Origin of the sequence: Sulfitobacter sp. THAF37, assembly GCF_009363555.1 — a bacterium.
GTDB lineage: Bacteria > Pseudomonadota > Alphaproteobacteria > Rhodobacterales > Rhodobacteraceae > Sulfitobacter.
In genome coordinates, this window is sequence record NZ_CP045372.1 from 256,060 (window position 1) to 272,869 (window position 16,810).

18 protein-coding genes are annotated in these 16,810 nt (G+C 64.7%); 10 read left to right on the plus strand and 8 right to left on the minus strand.

Annotation, left to right across the window (positions count from 1 at the left end; all coding sequences use genetic code 11):
* Window positions 1-8: 8 nt before the first annotated feature.
* Window positions 9-815, minus strand: coding sequence for a hypothetical protein (locus tag FIU94_RS01270; protein WP_152464060.1), 807 nt, complete (start codon window positions 813-815; stop codon window positions 9-11).
* 125 nt (window positions 816-940) lie between these two features.
* Here FIU94_RS01270 and FIU94_RS01275 point away from each other — a divergent pair, with 125 nt between their 5' ends.
* Both FIU94_RS01275 and FIU94_RS01280 read left to right on the plus strand, forming a co-directional pair.
* Window positions 941-2,065, plus strand: a complete 1,125-nt coding sequence (locus FIU94_RS01275) for a beta-ketoacyl-ACP synthase III (protein ID WP_152464061.1) — start codon at window positions 941-943, stop codon at window positions 2,063-2,065.
* A gap of 47 nt (window positions 2,066-2,112) precedes the next feature.
* Window positions 2,113-2,694, plus strand: coding sequence for a thymidine kinase (locus FIU94_RS01280; RefSeq protein WP_152464062.1), 582 nt, complete (start codon window positions 2,113-2,115; stop codon window positions 2,692-2,694).
* Window positions 2,695-2,997: 303 nt separating this feature from the next.
* Here FIU94_RS01280 and FIU94_RS01285 read toward each other — a convergent pair whose 3' ends face one another.
* From FIU94_RS01285 to FIU94_RS01300, 4 genes are all read right to left on the minus strand, one after another.
* Window positions 2,998-3,336 (minus strand): tRNA-binding protein, encoded by a 339-nt coding sequence (locus tag FIU94_RS01285; RefSeq protein WP_152464063.1) that lies wholly within the window; start codon window positions 3,334-3,336, stop codon window positions 2,998-3,000.
* A complete protein-coding gene (proC, locus tag FIU94_RS01290) occupies window positions 3,329-4,144 on the minus strand; it encodes a pyrroline-5-carboxylate reductase (RefSeq protein WP_152464064.1) in 816 nt (271 codons plus the stop codon). The genes FIU94_RS01285 and proC overlap by 8 nt, the downstream gene beginning before the upstream one ends.
* Before the next feature lie 34 nt (window positions 4,145-4,178).
* A complete protein-coding gene (locus FIU94_RS01295; protein ID WP_152464065.1) occupies window positions 4,179-4,679 on the minus strand; it encodes a YbjN domain-containing protein in 501 nt (166 codons plus the stop codon).
* A gap of 338 nt (window positions 4,680-5,017) precedes the next feature.
* The gene (locus FIU94_RS01300) at window positions 5,018-5,263 is read right to left on the minus strand and encodes an accessory factor UbiK family protein (RefSeq protein WP_152464066.1); all 246 of its coding nucleotides are present in this window, start codon (window positions 5,261-5,263) and stop codon (window positions 5,018-5,020) included.
* Between the two features lie 93 nt (window positions 5,264-5,356).
* Between FIU94_RS01300 and lgt the strand changes: the two genes are divergently transcribed.
* The 5 genes from lgt (at window position 5,357) to FIU94_RS01320 (ending at window position 9,595) form a co-directional block, all read left to right on the plus strand.
* A complete protein-coding gene (lgt, locus tag FIU94_RS01305; protein ID WP_152464067.1) occupies window positions 5,357-6,244 on the plus strand; it encodes a prolipoprotein diacylglyceryl transferase in 888 nt (295 codons plus the stop codon).
* Window positions 6,241-7,302, plus strand: coding sequence for a class I SAM-dependent methyltransferase (locus tag FIU94_RS01310; RefSeq protein ID WP_152464068.1), 1,062 nt, complete (start codon window positions 6,241-6,243; stop codon window positions 7,300-7,302). Before lgt ends, FIU94_RS01310 begins: the two co-directional genes overlap by 4 nt.
* Complete coding sequence (gene pgeF, locus FIU94_RS01315) at window positions 7,299-8,054, plus strand: peptidoglycan editing factor PgeF (RefSeq protein WP_152464069.1); 756 nt, start codon at window positions 7,299-7,301, stop codon at window positions 8,052-8,054. The genes FIU94_RS01310 and pgeF overlap by 4 nt, the downstream gene beginning before the upstream one ends.
* Window positions 8,055-8,338: 284 nt before the next feature.
* Window positions 8,339-8,485, plus strand: coding sequence for a hypothetical protein (locus tag FIU94_RS20815; RefSeq protein WP_172975823.1), 147 nt, complete (start codon window positions 8,339-8,341; stop codon window positions 8,483-8,485).
* A gap of 321 nt (window positions 8,486-8,806) precedes the next feature.
* Window positions 8,807-9,595 (plus strand): Hint domain-containing protein, encoded by a 789-nt coding sequence (locus tag FIU94_RS01320; RefSeq protein WP_254702584.1) that lies wholly within the window; start codon window positions 8,807-8,809, stop codon window positions 9,593-9,595.
* A gap of 28 nt (window positions 9,596-9,623) precedes the next feature.
* Here the strand turns inward: FIU94_RS01320 and FIU94_RS01325 are convergent, their stop codons facing one another.
* Window positions 9,624-10,124, minus strand: coding sequence for an Lrp/AsnC family transcriptional regulator (locus FIU94_RS01325; RefSeq protein WP_152464070.1), 501 nt, complete (start codon window positions 10,122-10,124; stop codon window positions 9,624-9,626).
* Window positions 10,125-10,339: 215 nt separating this feature from the next.
* On the opposite strand from FIU94_RS01325, the gene trxB reads away from it, so the two are divergent.
* The 3 genes from trxB (at window position 10,340) to FIU94_RS01340 (ending at window position 14,968) form a co-directional block, all read left to right on the plus strand.
* Complete coding sequence (gene trxB, locus FIU94_RS01330) at window positions 10,340-11,350, plus strand: thioredoxin-disulfide reductase (protein ID WP_152464071.1); 1,011 nt, start codon at window positions 10,340-10,342, stop codon at window positions 11,348-11,350.
* Window positions 11,351-11,420: 70 nt separating this feature from the next.
* Complete coding sequence (locus FIU94_RS01335; protein WP_152464072.1) at window positions 11,421-13,112, plus strand: adenylate/guanylate cyclase domain-containing protein; 1,692 nt, start codon at window positions 11,421-11,423, stop codon at window positions 13,110-13,112.
* A gap of 140 nt (window positions 13,113-13,252) precedes the next feature.
* Window positions 13,253-14,968, plus strand: coding sequence for a bifunctional sulfate adenylyltransferase/adenylylsulfate kinase (locus FIU94_RS01340; protein WP_152464073.1), 1,716 nt, complete (start codon window positions 13,253-13,255; stop codon window positions 14,966-14,968).
* 56 nt (window positions 14,969-15,024) lie between these two features.
* On the opposite strand, the gene FIU94_RS01345 is transcribed toward FIU94_RS01340, so the two are convergent.
* Together FIU94_RS01345 and FIU94_RS01350 are read right to left on the minus strand one after the other, a co-directional pair.
* Window positions 15,025-15,885 (minus strand): glycosyltransferase family 10, encoded by an 861-nt coding sequence (locus FIU94_RS01345; protein ID WP_152464074.1) that lies wholly within the window; start codon window positions 15,883-15,885, stop codon window positions 15,025-15,027.
* Window positions 15,882-16,772 (minus strand): PhzF family phenazine biosynthesis protein, encoded by an 891-nt coding sequence (locus FIU94_RS01350; RefSeq protein WP_152464075.1) that lies wholly within the window; start codon window positions 16,770-16,772, stop codon window positions 15,882-15,884. Before FIU94_RS01350 ends, FIU94_RS01345 begins: the two co-directional genes overlap by 4 nt.
* Window positions 16,773-16,810: the final 38 nt, after the last annotated feature.

The window sequence follows — 16,810 nt, forward strand, 5'->3', positions numbered from 1 at the left end:
CGCTGCCCTTACAGCGCCTGATATTTCTCCATCAGTTTGCCCAGACGCCGGTGCAGCGTTTCCCCGATGACGGCGGCAAGTTGCAGGTCGCGCAGGTCCAATGTGCCCTCCTTCGCCGCCGCATCGAGCAGGGCGCGCAAAGAGACCCATTTCGATGCGACCTGCCCCAGCGCGATCTTGATCCCGATGTCGGGCGCAGGCGGCACGCCCTGCGCCGCGTCCCCCTCGATCAGCAGGGTATTGACCGCTTCGAAGCGACGGATGCCCTCTGTCATCTTCTGCGGCAGGTCGGCCGCACCGAAGGACAGGCGGACATAGCACTGATCCCGCAGCAGCCCCTCCACCAGCGCGCGTTGCGCGGCGAGATGGTTCAGAACCGTCACCTGTTCTTTCGAAAGGACTTCCTCCGGGTAGGTCGCCCCCTCGGCCCGGGCGAGGTCCAGCAGACGCGCTGCCACCTGGTGATTGCGCGACAGCAGCAGCCGCATCGGCACGCTGTGCAGATCCCCGGATGCAATCTGCGCCGCCGACCGGGTCAGCCCGAGGGACAGCCGCCGCAGCTGCAGCAGACGTTCCTGTTCCGCCGCCAGGTCCTGCATCACCTCTTCAAAGTGCCGCGCCTCTTCCACCACGGTTTGGGCATGATGGCTCACCTGGGATCCGGACATCACCAGGCAGGCTGATTTCGTGATCCGCAGCGCCCGCTGGGCCTGATCGGCCAGCAGGATCATGCGCTGCGCGCCGTCCTCCTGCGCCGCAACCGGGCCAATCCCCATCACCAACATGATCGCCACAGCGCCCATTGTCCTGATCATGACTGTCTCCCTCGCTTGTCAGGATCGGGGTACAGGCTAAACTTTAACAGAAGCTGATCGGCGGGCGGCTGCCCTTGCCCATCGGGCCGCAGCGCGGTTAGCTTGAACAAATCGAGAGGGATCCGATGTACACACCCGTCATCACCGGCACCGGCCTGTTCACACCGGAGCAGACCATCACGAACGCGGAGCTTGTCAAATCGTTCAACGCTTACGTGGACCTCTACAATGCCGAGAACGCCGCCGCGATCGACGCCGGAGAGCTGGAGGCCAAGACCTATTCCTCGGAAGAGTTCATCGTCAAGGCGTCGGGGATCGAACAGCGCCACGTGATCGACAAGACCGGCATCCTGGACCCCCGCGTGATGCATCCGCTGCTGCGCCAGCGCAGCGACGACGAACCATCGCTGATGGCGGAAATGGCCATCGACGCGGCGGAGAAGGCCCTGGCGCAGGCGGGCAAGACGGCGGCGGAGGTCGACGCGGTGATCTGCGCCGCCTCGAACCTGGAACGTGCCTATCCCGCGGTGGCGATCGAAATCCAGGACCTGTTGAAAATCAACGGCTTCGCGTTCGACATGAATGTCGCCTGCTCGTCGGCCACATTCGGAATTCAGGCCGCGGCGGACATGGTACGTTCGGGGTCGATCCGCTCGGCGTTGGTGGTCAATCCCGAAATCTGCTCCGCCCATCTGGAATGGCGCGACCGGGACTGCCACTTCATTTTCGGAGACGTCGCGACGGCTGTGCTGATCGAACGAAAGGACGCCGCGCAAGGCCCCCACTTCGAAATCCGCTCGACCCGCTGTGCCACCCAGTTTTCCAACAACATCCGAAACAACAACGGCTTTCTGCGGCGGTCCCGCCCCGACGGCCTGGCCGACCGGCGCGACATGCAGTTCATGCAGAACGGCCGCAAGGTGTTCAAGGAGGTGCTGCCGCTGGTGTCCGACCATGTGGCAGAGCACATGGCCCAGGACGGCGTCGCCAGCGCGGACCTGAAACGCATCTGGCTGCATCAGGCCAACAAGTCGATGAACGATTTCATCGGCCGCAAGGTGCTGGGCCGCGACCCCGCGCCGGGGGAACAGCCCAACATCCTGCAGGAATACGCCAATACCTCATCCGCCGGGTCGATCATCGCCTTCAGCAAATATTCCGACGACCTGCAGGACGGCGACCTGGGGCTGATCTGCTCCTTCGGGGCAGGCTATTCGGTCGGATCGGTGATCGTGCAGAAACACGGCTGACCGCAGCCGCTTGATCCATGCGCCGCAGCTGACGTAAAGGAGGCGCTATGGCCAAGCTTTATTTCCATTATTCGACCATGAACGCCGGGAAATCCACAGTGCTGCTGCAGGCGGCTCACAACTACGTGGAACGCGGGATGCAGCCCTACCTGCTGACCGCCCGGCTGGACACCCGCGCCGGAGAAGCGCGGATCGCCTCGCGCATTGGAATTGGCCAGAAGGCCGACACCTTTGCCGAGGGCGAAGACCTGTTTTCCAAGATCGAGACGCGTCTGGCGCAGGGGCCTTGCGCCTGTGTCTTCGTGGACGAGGCGCAGTTTCTGCAGGTCGAACAGGTCTGGCAACTGGCGCGGGTGGTGGACGACCTGGATGTGCCGGTCATGTGCTTCGGCCTGCGGGTGGATTTTCGCGGCGAATTGTTCCCCGGTTCTGCCACGCTTCTCGCGCTCAGTGACGAGATGCGCGAGGTGCGCACGATCTGCCACTGCGGCAAGAAGGCGACGATGGTGGTGCGCATGGATGCCTCGGGCGCCCCGCAACGCGCGGGGGCGCAGGTACAGATCGGCGGAAACGAGTCCTATGTGTCGCTCTGCCGCCGCCACTGGCGCGAAGCGGTTGGGGATAAGTAGATACCGAGGCGCATAAGGATGCGATTTTTTCGGCCACTTACCCACATAGAGTTGAGCCAAGTTTATCCAAATCGAACATTCGACAGGTTTGATTCACAGAACACGATCGTTCCCCGCCGTTGACGGGACCGCGCGAAGACCGCAATCATCAGCGCAATTTCGGGGGAAAAACCTGCATTCTGGCTGCGCATCTCATCGAAAAACGCGCGGAACGCCCTTCAGCGCGACGAGAGAACCCGCCCGTCGCCCACGCCGGAAAGCTCGTGCAACACCTTACGTCCGGCGCGCAACCCATTGATCTTGTTAATGCATCCGCCCGCCATTGGGCACTTCATGATCGGGCGAGACCAGCACGACAGCCCCATCGGCATCGGGTGCGCCCAGCACCAGCACCTCGGACATGAAGGGTCCGATCTGGCGCGGCGGGAAGTTGACCACCGCCATGACCTGCCGCCCGATCAACCCTTCGGGCGTGTAATGCACGGTGATCTGCGCCGAGGTCTTGCGCGTGCCGATCTCTTCTCCGAAGTCGATCCAGAGCTTGATCGCGGGCTTGCGCGCCTCGGGAAAGGGTTCCGCCCGGATCACTGTGCCGACGCGGATGTCGACCGCCATGAAGTCGTCAAATGAAATCTCAGCCACGGGACAGCTCCCGCGAACGGTCGGCGGCGGCGGCCACCGCGCGTTTCAACAGCGGCGGAAACCCGTTTTCCGCATCCATCAGCACCTGCAGCGCCGCCTGGGTGGTGCCATTGGGGCTGGTCACGTTGCGGCGCAGCTGGGCGGGGTCTTCCTCCGCCTCCATCGCCAGCGCCCCGGCCCCGGCGACCGTCGCCTTCGCCAGTTGCAACGCCAGCTCACGCGGCAGGCCCTGGGCTTCTCCGGCGTCGGCCATCGTCTCCATCAGGTGGAACACATAGGCGGGACCAGAACCGCTGACGCCTGTGACCGCGTCGATCTGGGACTCGTCCGTCAGGCGCACCACGTCGCCCACCGCGCTCAACAGCGCCTCGGCCTCGTCCAGCGCCTGCGCACCTGCGGCCTCATTGCCGACGATGGCCGTGATCCCGCGCGAAATCGCCGCCGGGGTGTTCGGCATGGCGCGGACCACGGGGGTCTGCGCGCCCAGCACCTCTTCGAAATAGGAAATCGGCGTGCCCGCCGCGACGCTGACAAAAACGGTGTCGCCATTGCCCATCGCCTGCAGGCTCGGCAAGGCCTCGGCCATCATCTGCGGCTTGACCGCAACCAGCACCAGCGCGGGCGCCTCGGGCAAAGCTTCGTTCAGCCGCACGCCCTGCCCTTGCAGCCAGTCAGACGGCGCGGGGTCGATCACCCAGACCGAGGCGGGCGGCAAGCCGCGCTTCAGCCACCCGGCCAGCATGGCAGAGCCCATCTTGCCGCACCCCAGCAGCACCAGGCCACCCGCGGCTATTCGACTGTCCTTCATCGTTTCTCTCCCGCATTACTCTTGCGGGCATGTGTTACGCGTGGCCGTAGGCCTCTGCAATGGCCACCTGAAGCGCGTCCCGGGGCGTGCGGTCGCCCCAGATCAGCAGTTGCAGCGCGGGGTAATACCGCTCTGCCGACATGACCGCGGCGGTGATCATCATGTCGATCTGCCCGGCAGAGGCATCCTGCCCCCCGGCCATCACCAGCCCGTAGCGGTAGACCATCAGCTTCTGCTCGGCCCAATAGGTAAAGGATCCGGCCCAGCACTGATCGTTGATGGAATTGAGCAGTTCATAGACACCGGGCAAGGCATGTTCCGGCGGGTCCATGTCAAAGGTGCAGATCAGACGCAGGGTTTCGTCGAAAGCCGACCATGCAAGGGTGATCGAATAGGTGCGCCACTGGCCCTCGACGGCCATGGCGATCTGTTCGTCGGAAATCCGGTCGAAATCCCACTCGTGGTGGGCAGCCAGGTTTTCGACGATATCAATCGGATGAATGTCTTCTTCAAGGTACTGCTCGGACAGGGCCATTTCGCCACCTCTATTTGTTCCAGAGCCGGGGAACGCCTGCGCCACCAGCCATGGATGCCTGCACAAATAGGCGCGGAACGTTGCCGCACCTATACTAGATATGGTGGGCGATAACCGCGCCCACACGCAACCTTTTTCTTGGGGATAAGCCCAAAATAGCGGGGATAAATGCAATATCTTGTGGGGAAGACCGTGACGGGCCCAAAATTTCGACAGGGGCACGTTCCGGCGGGGAAAGGTCCACGCGCCGCAGGATCAGCCGCGGCGACGTCAGGCACCCGGGCGTTCACCCGATGCTGGCAATGAACAGGAATGGCGCGGCAGCGCCGCCTTTCGGTTCAGCCTTTCTTGGCTTCCATCGCGTCGAGCCGCGATTTCAGCGCCTCGTTTTCCTCGCGGGCCTTCTGCGCCATGGCGCGCACAGCGTCGAATTCCTCGCGCGTTACGAAGTCGCGGTCGGCCAGCCAGCGGTCCACCATGCCCTTGAGCGCGGTCTCGGCCTCGGTCCGGGCCCCCTGCGCCACGCCCATCGCATTGGTCATCATCTGGCTGACGTCGTCGAAAAACTTGTTGCGGGTCTGCATGTCTGGCCTCCTGCGTTCACTTTGGCTTTATATGGGATGGAGAAGGCGCAGGCGCAAGGTTGACTTCCCCGCCGTGGCGCGCTCAATCGGCGCATGATCGCGATGCTCCCCTTCCCCGACATTTCGCCCGAGATCTTCTCGATCTCGCTTTTCGGCACGACCTTTGCCCTGCGCTGGTACGCGCTGGCCTATATCGCCGGGATCCTGATCGGCTGGCGCATCGTGGTGCGCGCCACCCGCACCCCGCGCCTGTGGAAGAACGACACGCCCGCGATGACGCCCGCACAGGTGGAGGACCTGCTGTTCTGGGTGATCCTGGGCGTCATTCTGGGCGGGCGTCTGGGCTATGTGCTGTTCTACCAGCCGGGCGTTTACCTCTCGAACCCGCTGCGCGTTCTGCAACTGTGGGAAGGCGGCATGTCCTTTCACGGCGGGGCCCTGGGGGTGATCCTGGCCGGGTGGCTTTATACGCTGCGCCACAAGGTTCCCACCATCTCGACCGGAGATATGGTCTGTCTCGGGCTGGCGCCCGGCCTGTTTCTGGGCCGGTTGGCCAATTTCATCAATGCCGAGCTTTGGGGCAGGCCGACCGACCTGCCCTGGGGCGTCGCCTTTCCGACAGATGCGGCACAATACTGTCCTGACGTCGCAGGTATCTGCGCCCGGCACCCCTCGCAACTCTACGAGGCGCTGCTCGAAGGGTTGATCCTGGGCAGCCTGCTGATCTGGATGGCCTGGCGGCGCGGGGCGCTGAAGCGCGAAGGGCTGATCGGCGGGACCTTCCTCGCGGGCTACGGCCTTGCCCGGTTCGCGGTTGAGTTCGTGCGCCAGCCCGACGCCCAGTTCGTCAGCGAAGGCAACCCGCTGGGGCTGGCCTGGCACGTGGGCGGCGTCGGGCTGACCATGGGCCAGATCCTGTGCCTGCCGATGATTGTGGTGGGGCTTGTGCTGATCCTGCGGGCGCGCCGCCGCCCGGCATGAGCCTGCAGGACCATATCATCGCGCGCATCCGGGCCGAAGGGCCGATGCGGCTGGACGACTATATGCACAGCTGCCTGCTGCATCCGCGGTGGGGCTATTACGCCACGCGCGACCCGCTCGGAGCGGAGGGAGATTTCACCACCGCCCCCGAGATCAGCCAGATGTTCGGAGAGCTGATCGGCCTCGCCCTGGCGCAGAAATGGCTGGACGACGGCGCCCCCGCCCCCTTTACCCTGGCCGAGCTTGGCCCCGGACGCGGCACGCTGATGGCGGACATCCTGCGCGCGAGCGCGCGGGTGCCGGGTTTCGCCGAGGCGGCCGAGGTGGTGCTGGTCGAAGCATCGGACACCCTGCGCGCTGTGCAGGCGCGGACGCTGGCGGCCCATGCCGTCACCCCGGTCACGACCACGGACGCCCTGCCCGACCAGGCGCTCTATCTCGTGGCGAACGAATTCTTCGACGCCCTGCCGATCCGGCAGTTCGTGCGCGACGGCACCGGCTGGCGCGAGCGGCAGGTGGGGCTGCAGGAGGACGCGCTGGTGCTGGGCCTGGGCCCCGCACAGCCGCAGCCGGCGCTGAAGGACAGGCTGGAGGACACCCGCGACGGCGATCTGGTCGAGGTCTGCGAGGCGCTGTCATCCGTGCTGGCGCCGGTCACGGCGCGCATCGCCCGGCATGGCGGAGCGGCGTTGATCGTGGATTACGGCGACTGGCGCACGCTGGGCGACACATGGCAGGCCGTCCACAAGCACGCGGCCACCGATCCGCTGAAGGCACCGGGCACCGCCGACCTGACCGCCCATGTGGATTTCGAGGCGATCGCCCGCGCCGCCGCGCCCTGTGCCCACACCCGAGTGACCCCGCAGGGCGTCTTTCTTGAGCGGTTGGGCATCACGCAGCGTGCGCAACAACTTGCCCGCGGGCTGACCGGTCCGGCGCTGAACAGCCATGTGGCTGCACATCGGCGGTTGACGCATCCGCAGGAAATGGGAAACCTCTTCAAGGTGATCGCCCTGCACCGCCAGGGCGAGGCACCGCCACCGGGACTGGAAACATGACGCTGGAAATCATCACCTCCGACAGCCTCGCCCCCCTGCGCCACGGGTTCTTCACCCGCGCGGGCGGCGCGTCGTCGGGGGTCTTTTCGGGGCTGAACTGCGGGATGGGCAGTTCGGACCAGCGTGAAATCGTGACGATCAACCGCCACCGGGTGGCCGGGGCGATGGACGTACCGCCCGAGCATCTTCTGGGCGTGCATCAGGTGCATTCCGCCAGGGCCGTCACCGTGGACGCGCCGCTGGCAGAACGGCCCCGCGCGGACGCGCTGGTGACGGCGACGCCGGGGCTGGCCCTGTCGGTTCTGGCGGCCGACTGCCAGCCGGTCCTCTTCGCCGACCCACAGGCCGGGGTGATCGGTGCCGCCCATGCGGGTTGGCGCGGGGCGCTTGACGGTGTGCTGCACGCGACGGTCGACGCAATGGTGGCGCTGGGGGCGACCCCGGAGGGGATCACGGCGGTGATCGGCCCCTGCATCAGCCAACGCGCCTACGAGGTCGGGCCGGAATTCTTCGAGGATTTCATCGCCGAAGATCAGAGTTATGCCCGCTATTTCGCCAATGGCGAAGGCGACCGGATGCTGTTCGACCTGCCGGGCTTTGGCCTGAACCGGCTGCGCGCGGCGGGCGTGGGCCATGCCGAATGGACGCGCCATTGCACCTACAGCGACCCGGCCCGATTCTATTCCTACCGGCGCAGCACCCATCGCAGGGAAGCCGACTATGGGCGGCTGATCTCGGCGATCCGGCTCTGATCCTGGCGCAATTGGGGCATCCTTGGCCCCGTTCCTGCCCGAAACAGGTGGCGCAAGGCGGAAACAATCCGCGCGAATTGGCTGGATTGGCCACAAGACTGGCAAGAAAATCCTTAAAACAAAGGGTTTTTCCAATTAGGGCAAGCTGGCCACAAACGCGGCCCGCAAGGCGGCGCATTTTTCCATTTTTTTTAGCAAAGGCCAAAAACACGCCCGATTGGTCCGACATATTGATCCTCAAGCAAGGGCAAAGACCCGACAACATGCAGACCGAGGATGAGACAATGAAAACCAACACACGCTTTATCAAGAATGTCGCTGAAACCGCCGCCAAGAACGACACCGTGATGCCCTGGGCCCGTGGCGCACGCCGCAAGGCGTTTATCGCCAAGCGCGCCGCCGAAGCGACACCGGCCCGCAAGACCGCCTGACGGCAGTACCGGCCAGGCGTTCGTCGCGAGCTTTCCCTCCCGCCTGATCTGGTCGGTACGATTGCAGCCCCCTTCGCGTTGATTCGCGAGGGGGGCTTTTTCGTGCCTGATTGTGGCAGGATCACCGGGAAACGAGGAAACAGAATGGCGGTTTGCGGTGAAATTGGACCAAAATGAGGCACAAATGTTCGGCAAACTTTGACAATCGCCCCCGTTCATGACGATTTAAGTGTCGTTGAATACATGAAATGACAGAACGTTATTTCCGTTGTTGTCGGTGGGGGCCGACACGGATGTGACCAACCTTGAAAGGGTGATCGCATGAACATGACCGCTGCCCCAGGTTCGCGCCTGGCCACCACACTGAAAAGACCGGGTGGATACGACATCCACGCGCCGGGCCCCGCAAACGGCGGGATACGTGCCGCCGCCCCCATGCCCACGCGCAATTTCGAGATTGCCGCGCTGCGCGCGGATGGATCGCTGTATATCGGGCAGGACACCGCCCCGGCGATTCCGCTGTTCGAATCGGCCTTTTCCGCCTTTGCCCGCGGCACGCTGATCCAGACCGTCGCCGGGGAGGTCGCGGTCGAAGACCTGCAACCGGGCGACATGATCAACACGTCGAGCGGCGAACCGGCCAAGCTGGTCTGGATCGGATCTTCGAGTTTCGTGCCTGCCGACGCGGGCCGCCGGATGCCGCTGGTCCGCATCATGGCGGACAGTTTCGGCCAGGGACGGCCGCAGTCCTTCCTGACCGTCGGGCCGGGCGCACGCATCCTGCACACACCGCACCACCTGCGGTCCGAGGCGGGCGGCACCCGGATGTTGACCTCGGTGCGGGAATTCGTGGATGGCGTCAACGTGATCGAGATCGTGCCGCCGACGCCGGTACGGCTGTTCCACATCTGCCTCGACCGGCACGCGGCGATCAACGCAGGCGGGCTGGAGATGGAGACCTTTCATCCCGGCGCCAACGCGACCCGCACGGTCAGCCATTCACTGCGGGACCGCTTTCTGGGCATGTTCCCCCGCATCAGCCACATCACCGACTTCGGGCCGCTCGCCCATCCCCGCGCCCCGGAGGCGGAGTCCGGTCAGGTCGCCTGACCGGAACCGGCCAGCCCCGGGTATTGCGTCAGGGCGCTGTCTTGAGACGTTCTTCCAACACGTCGAAGGGCACGCCCGGCTCATCCTTGGCGCCACGGATGACGAGGCTTGTCTTGACGCTGGCGACATTTGGCGTGGTCAGCAGCTTGCCGGTCAGGAAGCTTTGAAAGCTGGACAGGTCCGGCGCCACGCATTTGATGATGAAGTCCACCTCGCCGTTGAGCATGTGGCACTCCCTGACCAGCGGCCAGTCGCGGCATTTCTGTTCAAAGGCGCTCAGGTCTGCCTCGGCCTGGCTGGCGAGACCCACCATGGCAAAGACCTGAACTTCGAACCCCAGTTCACGGGCATCGACGTCGGCGTGATAGCCGCGGATGTATCCTTGTTCCTCCAGCGTGCGCACGCGGCGCAGACAGGGCGGTGCGGAGATTCCGACCCGCTTGGCAAGCTCCACGTTGGTCATACGGCCATCGGCCTGCAGTTCGGCCAGGATCTTGCGATCAATCGGATCAAGCCGTGTGCCTGCCATGATACCCCCTGTGGATTTTGCACTTCTTATAACAGCGCCGCCGGGCTGCGCAATATTCTTTCGCGAGCACGCAACAATCTTCCGGAAACTACTCTTAGCCCCGGCCCGCAGCGATGGAAAGCCCCTCTGCGCGTCGGGCCTGTCCATCGGGGGTTTAAGCATGGGCGCGGCGGGGCTATATCACGGGGGCTGCAATTGACGTTCGGGGGTGCCATATGGCCGAAACACGCAAGACCAAGGTTCTGATCATCGGCTCCGGCCCGGCGGGCTACACCGCCGGCGTCTATGCCAGCCGCGCCATGCTGGAACCGATTCTGGTGCAGGGCATCGAACCCGGCGGCCAGCTGACCACCACCACCGAGGTCGAGAACTGGCCCGGCGATACAGAGGTGCAGGGCCCCGACCTGATGGTGCGCATGCAGGACCACGCCAAGGCGATGGGAACCGAGATCATCGGCGACATCATCACCGATCTGGACCTCAGCAGCCGCCCGTTCCACGCCAAGGGCGACAGCGGCACGACCTACGTGGCCGACGCCGTGATCCTGGCGACCGGCGCGCGGGCGAAATGGCTCGGCCTGCCGACGGAGGACAAGTTCAAGGGCTTCGGCGTCTCCGCCTGCGCGACCTGTGACGGCTTCTTTTACCGCGGTCAGGAGATCGTCGTGGTCGGCGGCGGCAACACCGCCGTCGAAGAGGCTCTGTTCCTGACCAACTTTGCGTCCAAGGTGACGCTGATCCATCGCCGGGACGAGCTGCGGGCAGAGAAAATCCTGATCGACCGGCTGATGAAGAACCCCAAGATCGAACCGCTGTGGTTTCACACGCTGGAAGAAGTCTATGGCACCGACAGCCCGCTGGGTGTGGAGGGGATCAAGGTCAAGCACGTCGAAACCGGCGAGATCACGGACATCCCCGCCAAGGGCGTGTTCATCGCCATCGGCCATGCGCCCGCCAACGAACTGGTCAAGGACACGCTGGAAACCCATATGGGCGGCTACGTCGTGACCAAACCCGACAGCACCGAAACCTCGGTCCCCGGTGTTTTTGCCGCGGGCGATCTGACCGACCATAAATACCGGCAGGCGGTGACAAGCGCCGGGATGGGATGCATGGCCGCGCTGGAGGCGGAGCGTTTCCTGGCCGAGGTCGGCGACGACGTGGAGATCGAGGGCGGCAAGGAAACCTCCCTGCCGCTTGGCTACGGCGCGCGGGTGGCGGAGTAACCCGCGCTGCCGACGCGCTTGACCCGATCCTTGCGTCCCCGCACTGTCTGACCGACGCAAGGAGCAGATCATGGACGAACTCTGGCGCGGCACCATTGCCACACGGCTGCGCATCGCCAGCGGTCTCGTTCTTTTCGCCTATGCGTTGCTGCATTTTCTGAACATCGGGCTCGGGCTCTTCTCGACCGAGCTGATGCACGCGGCACAGGACCTGCGCCAGATCGTGACCCGCAGCATCCCCGGCACGATCCTGATCTACGGCGCCTTCGCGGTGCATCTGACGATGGTCCTTGCCCGGCTGGCGCTGCGGGGCACATTGCGGATGCCGCCGTGGGAGGCCGCGCAGACCGTCTTTGGCCTGCTGATTCCAGTGCTGCTGATCGCCCATCTGGTGCACACCCGAACCGCGCATGAACTCTTCGGTGTGCAGGACGAGATGGGCTATATCTCTCTGCTGCTCTACAACACGCTGGACGGCTGGAAGCAATGCGCGCTGCTCTTGCTGGTCTGGGCGCATGGCTGCATCGGGCTGCATTTCTGGCTGCGGGGCAAGGCCTGGTGGCGCCGCGCCCTGCCCTGGCTTGCCGGTGTCGCGGCGCTTGTACCCGCCTTTGCGCTTGCCGGCTTTCTGACAGAGGCACGTCGGATCAGCGCGCGTTTCGCGGTACCGCAACAGCGCGAGACGATCTTTGCCGACTACAACTTTCCCGATGCGGACACCTTTGCCCTGCTCATCGGCTGGACCCGCACATTGGGCTGGGGGCTGTTCGGGCTGCTGGTCGCCGTTGCCGCGATCTACGTCGCCAAGGCGGTGCTGGCCCGGCGGCAGTCGGTGCGCGTGCGCTATGTCGACGGGCCGCAGGTCTGGGCGCCCAGAGGGCTGACCCTGCTGGAGGTGTCGCGTCTGCGCGGGGTCCCGCATGCGTCGCTCTGCGGCGGTCGGGGGCGCTGCACCACCTGTCGGGTGCTGGTGGAGGAAGGCGCCGAAGATCTGCCGCCCCCCACGCCGGCCGAAGCACGCAGCCTTGCCGCCGTCCGCGCCGGACCGGGCACCCGGCTGGCGTGCCAGATCGTCCCCGTCGCGCCCACGACCGTCTTTCGCGTGTTCCAGCCCGACGGCCACCGCCGGCACCGCACCCATGCCAGCCAGGGTGAGGAAAAGCGGCTGGCGCTCATGTTCCTCGACATGCGCGGTTTCACGGCCCGTACCACGGGGCAATTGCCCTATGACGTGGTGTTCCTGCTGAACCGGTTCTTCGACGCGGTCGTGCCTGCCGTCACCGGCCAGGGCGGGACGATCGACAAATACCTGGGCGATGGTTTCCTGGCCATTTTTGAAAGCGCCACGCCGCAGGCGTCGGCCCAGTCCGCGCTGCGTGCGATCGAGGGCGTGGCCCGCGCACTGGACACCTTCAACGCGCAACTGGCGGAAGAACGCCAGCCCCCCGTTGCCATCGGCATCGGCGCGCATCTGGGCGATGTCGTACTGGGCGAAATCGGCGCGGTCGGTCAGGCCCCGCGTACCCTGATCGGGGACACGGTGAATACCGCTTCGCGGCTCGAAGGCGTGACGAAAGAGCACGGTGTGCAGGCCATGATCTCGGCACCGCTTCTGTTGGCGGCGGGTCATACCCCCGACCTTGAACAGATGGTCGAGCTTGATCTGCGCGGCGTTCAGGCTCCGCTTGCCGCCTGGCCCGTGGACCACGCCGCCGACCTTGCGGCCCGGCTCAGGGCGCTTTCACCGGCAGGAACCGCCTGAAACCCGCCTTTTTGAGCCATTTTCCGCAATCCATCGCGGATTTTTTCGGTTTCCACGCATGCACTCCTAGACTTGGCCAGCCTCTGGGGGCATAGGGCCTGCGACACGGTCAAGCGAGATAAGGCGAAAGTGAGTTTGATATGACGATGGTGCAGAATCTGTCTCCGATTTCCGAATTGTATGTTTCCTACGATTCCGCTCAGAAAATGAAACACGAGGCGGGCGAGCTGGTCAGCCATGACCTGACACCGCGCCAGATCTGCGATCTGGAGCTCTTGATGAATGGCGGCTTCAACCCTCTGAAAGGTTTTCTGTCCGAAGCCGACTACGACAGCGTCGTAGACACGATGCGGTTGGCGGACGGCACCCTGTGGCCGATGCCGATCACGCTGGACGTGAGCGAGAAGTTCGCCGAATCCCTGGAACTGGGGCAGGATATCGCCCTGCGCGACCAGGAAGGTGTGATCCTGGGGACGATGACGGTCACGGACCGCTGGACACCCGACAAGTCGCGCGAGGCCGAAAAGGTCTTTGGCGCGGATGATGACGCGCATCCCGCGGTCAACTACCTGCACAACCAGGCCGGGAATGTCTATCTCGGCGGCCCTGTCACAGGGATCCAGCAGCCCGTCCACTACGATTTCCGTGCCCGCCGCGACACCCCCAACGAACTGCGTGCCTATTTCCGCAAGATGGGCTGGCGCAAGGTCGTGGCCTTCCAGACCCGCAACCCGCTGCACCGCGCGCATCAGGAACTGACCTTTCGCGCCGCGCGCGAGGCACAGGCCAACCTGCTGATCCATCCGGTCGTCGGCCTGACCAAGCCGGGCGATGTGGACCATTTCACCCGTGTCCGTTGCTATGAGGCGGTGCTGGACAAGTACCCGGCCGCCACCACGTCCATGTCGCTGCTGAACCTCGCCATGCGCATGGCCGGCCCGCGCGAGGCGGTCTGGCACGGGCTGATCCGCAAGAACCACGGCTGCACCCACTTCATCGTGGGACGCGACCACGCGGGCCCCGGCAAGAATTCCGCCGGCGAAGATTTCTATGGCCCCTATGATGCGCAGGACCTTTTCCGCGAACATCAGGAGGAAATGGGCATCGAGATGGTCGACTTCAAACACATGGTCTGGGTCGATGAACGCGCGCAATACGAAGCCATGGACGAGATCGAGGACAAGGACAACGTCACGATCCTGAACATCTCGGGCACCGAGCTGCGCCGCCGCCTGCAGGAAGGGCTGGAGATCCCCGAGTGGTTCTCCTTCCCCGAAGTCGTCGCCGAACTGCGCCGCACCAAGCCGCCGCGCAACAAGCAGGGCTTTACCGTTTTCTTCACCGGCTTCTCGGGCTCGGGTAAATCCACCATCGCCAACGCGCTGATGGTCAAGCTGATGGAGATGGGCGGGCGCCCGGTGACGTTGCTGGACGGCGACATCGTGCGCAAGAACCTCAGCTCCGAGTTGGGCTTCTCGAAAGAGCACCGCGATTTGAACATCCGCCGCATCGGCTATGTCGCGTCGGAGATCACCAAGAACGGCGGCATCGCCATCTGTGCGCCCATCGCGCCTTATGCAACGACCCGCCGCGCGGTCCGCGAGGACATCGAAGCCTTTGGTGCTTTTGTCGAAGTGCATGTGGCCACGTCGATCGAGGAATGCGAACGCCGCGACCGCAAGGGGCTGTACAAGCTGGCGCGTGAAGGCAAGATCAAGGAATTCACCGGTATTTCAGACCCTTACGATGTGCCGCAGAATCCCGAGCTGTCCCTGGACACCGAAAGCGTGGATGTCGACAACTGCGCGCATCAGGTGCTGCTGAAGCTGGAAAGCATGGGGCTGATCGGCGGCTGATCGGGTCCCTTGCCCTGACTTTGGAAACGCAGCCCCCGGGGGCTGCGTTTCGCGTTTCAGAGGCTGTCGCGAATGGCGCGGGCGGCGCGGCCTTCCAGGTTGGCCCAATGTGCCGCCTGCGGCTTGGCCCTGCGCAGCGCGGGGGCAAGCTGGTCATATAGCCCCGCGCTTGCCGCGCGGATCGCATCTTTCATCTGGGCCGCATCCTCGCAGATCACGATCCCGCCTGTCTCCAGGAAATCCCCGATGTTCGGACAGCCCCAATAGATCGGCACCGTCTGGCACAGTACGGCATCGACGATCTTTTCGGTAAAGTAGTTCCGCTCGCGGATGTTTTCGATGACCACGGAAAAACGGTAGGGCGCCAGCCCGTCGGATTTTTCCGAGAAAGGGGCATAGCCGCGCCCCAGAATGTCGACCTCCAGCCCCTCGTCCCTGACCAGATCGACCATCTCGTGCCGCAGCTGGTGGCCCTGGGTGTCGCGCTTGGCCGAGGCGATCAGCGACATGTGCCGCGTCTTGTCGATCTTCAGTCCGGAGGGGTTCGGCACCCAGCTGGTGCCAAAGGGCAGCATGATCCCGTTCGGGATCGCCGCCAGCAGCGCGTCGTCGTGGCAAAGCACGCGGTGAAAGCGCCGCCAAGTCCAGCGCAGCAGCCGCAGGTGCCGCCCATGAATCAAGGCGGGTTCCACCACCATGACAGAGACCTGCGCGGGCGTGGCCCAGCGAAGCTGGAAGTGCATCGCCGTCTTGGGATAGACGATCAGGTGGTCGTGTGGCAGCAGATCCCCCACCTGTCCCCTTGCCAAACGGTCGGGTCGGCCCAAGGGCCAGTGCAGCGTGTCCAGCGGAACCTGCGCCAGCCTGGCGCCCAGTTGCGCCCCATATGGCAGGACAGCGATTGCCGGATGTGTCACGGCCCCTCTCCCTCGGCGCTTAGGAAAACGTCCCCCGACATGATCACGCAGCCCTGCCCGGCGACCTGAACCCCGGTGATGGCGTCGCGCGGTCCCAGGACGTTGACCTGCGCCTGCCCCGGCCTGCCCATGCCGTGCCCCTGTTCGGCCACGTAGGAGGGGCCGTTCAGCAGCCCCCGCGCCCAGAGATAGCTTGCCGCCGCACCGGTGGCCGACCCGGTGAAGGGGTCCTCCGGCGGGCTGGGCGGTGCCATCAGAAGCCGCGCATAGGTGTCACCGGCAGCGGTGGCCCCTTCGAGAGTGATCCAGTAAGGCTCCATGACGTCAGTGCCCTCGTGACCCAATGCCCGCGCGTAGGCCGCGAGCGCCGAAGGGTCGAACCGCAACCGGTCGATGGTATCCCGGTCGCGCAGGACCGTGATGCAGAACGGCAGCCCGGTTGAGACGATCTGCGGCGGGCTGACGATCTCTTCGGGGGCGATACCGCCAATCGCGGCGACGAGCTGGGGGGCGATCTCTGCGCCGAAAGTGGGTGCCACCTGTGTCATGGTGATCAGGTCGCCGGCCACATCGACCGCGACAATGCCCGCCCCGGTTTCCAGCCGCAGCGGCCCGTCACCGATCAAGCCACGGTGGCGCAACGCGGCAACGGTGGCGATGGTGGGGTGGCCCGCAAACGGAATTTCGCGGCTGGCGAGGTAGTATTTGACCGTCAGGTCCGCGACATCGGAAGGCCCGGTAAAGGTGCATTCCACCAGCGACGTCTCGCGCACATAGGCCATGCAGATGTCGTCGGACAGGACGGCACCGCCATGCACCACGGCGCAGCCGTTGCCGCCAAACGGACGGTCGGTAAAGGCATCGACCCAGTCGAAATCAAAGCGCATGGCGTCCCCTCTCCCCGGCAGCAAAAAGGCCGCAGCGC